Below are 1859 nucleotides of genomic sequence, written 5' to 3'. Positions count from 1 at the left end.
GTCCAATCGCACACCTAACCACAAGTCAGGGGGAGGACGTCCAGAAAGATTTGTAAAGACAGCTTTATCGTCTTTATAAATCTTTTTGGATACCCCTTGACGCTAGCCAACCCTAAAACGCTAGGGCAAAGGGGTGGGGTGGTTTTTTTACCCCACCCCCTGCCACGTGGCGAACGTCGCCGAAGGCAAAAACATTTAAAGCCCCAAGCCCTGAACGTGAAACCAGCATTTTCAGGGCTTGGCGTTTGACGAAACACCAAGCAAAGCCCGTGACTTCGTAAGTACGGCACAGCCACAAGGCTGTAACAAAGATTGAAGCACGGGTCTTCTAATAACCTGAATTTGAACACTATCTAGGGCAAAAAGCCCGTATTCATAAGGCAAAACCCCATGTACTTAGGCATAGACGTATCGAAATTAACAATAGATTGCTGTCTGATTTCAGACGGCCTTTTTTTTGAGCGTAAGTTCAAAAACAGCCAGGCCGGATTTCAAGACCTGAAAGACTGGCTAAAAGAAAACGGCGCAACAGAAAGGCTTCATTGCTGCTGCGAAGCAACAGGGAAATACTACGAAGCAGCAGCTGAATATTTGAGCAAATACTACCGAATGAGTGTAGAGAACCCACGTAAAATAAAAGGTTTCGGGACAGCCGTTTTACAAAGAACCAAAACAGACCGTCAAGACGCAAAAACTATAGCCCAATACTGCAAAGCACTAGAACCCCGACCGTGGCAGAAACCCACCGAAGCACAAACCAAACTGCGAGAACTGACACGATACCAACACCGTCTGAAACGCCAAAAAGCAGCCGAACAAACCAAACTCCAAACCGCCCCCGCCTACCTGCTCCCACTGATACAGTCCACCATTACCCATCTTCAACAGCAAATCAAAGCCGTTCAAAACCAACTGAACCAGTTTCACAAAGACAATCCCGACTACAAAATCCAAAAAGAGCGCCTGAAAACCATCACAGGCATAGGCGAAGCAGCGGCCAATAGCCTTTTATCAGTTCTGACCCAAACGGACCGGTTCAAGACCGCAGCGCAATTTGTAGCCTACCTAGGCTTAGACCCCAAGGAAAACCAGTCAGGAACAAGCCTAAAAGGCAGACCGCGTATTTCTAAGCTGGGCAATACCCATTTGCGAACAACCTTGTTTATTCCGGCTATGCACGCATACCGAAGCAGCACCTTTGCCAAGTATGTAAGCCGACTACAAAAGAACGGCAAAAGGCCGAAAGTGATAATTGTCGCACTCATGCGGAAACTGGCGGTAATAGCGTTCACACTTTTGAAGAACGGCCAAGATTTTCAAGTGGAAAGATATAAATGAAAAATTAAACCTGGTTTTCGCCGGCGATTTTTAATTTACTAAATAAAAAAATAAAACGCAAAACCATTTAATATCAAACAAAACACCCTGAACAAATCAGGGTGCGTATTATTGCAACTTTAAGAAATGTAAAGTTTATTGACTGTGAAATACACTATCTTTGTTTTTAGGCTTTCTCTTCCGGCTCAGGTACGTCAAACACTTGGCGCAGGTAAGCGAGGAAGGTGTTGTTGGTGGTCATGGTTTTGCCCGGGGAGTCGGAGAGCTTGGCGACGGATTGGCCGTTACACTCGACGAGCTTCAAGACAATGTTCAAAGGCGTGTGTCCCAAATCGTTGGTCAGGTTGGTACCGATACCGAAACTGGTTTTGAAACGGTCTTTGAAGTATTGGTGCAACGCCCATGAACGCTCAATATCGAGGCCGTCTGAAAAGGTCAGCATTTTGGTGCGGCTGTCGATTTTGAGTTTTTTGTAATGCTCGTAGGCTTTGTCGCCCCAAACATAAGGATCGCCGCTGTCG

General features: G+C 46.2%; 1 protein-coding gene and 1 pseudogene. One reads left to right on the top strand and one right to left on the bottom strand.

Annotated features, from left to right (window positions below; all coding sequences use genetic code 11):
• Nucleotides 1-390 precede the first annotated feature (390 nt).
• On the top strand, nt 391-1338 hold the full coding sequence (locus tag ACTHUM_RS12765) for an IS110 family transposase (protein WP_070459379.1): 948 nt from the start codon (nt 391-393) through the stop codon (nt 1336-1338).
• A 166-nt stretch (nt 1339-1504) separates the two neighbouring features.
• Here ACTHUM_RS12765 and ACTHUM_RS12760 read toward each other — a convergent pair.
• A pseudogene (locus ACTHUM_RS12760) lies at nt 1505-1859 on the bottom strand (nicotinate phosphoribosyltransferase); the annotation flags it as partial.

It is taken from the genome of Neisseria sp. P0021.S006 (genome assembly GCF_051956895.1).
This window is presented reverse-complemented; position numbering and strand designations above follow the sequence as displayed.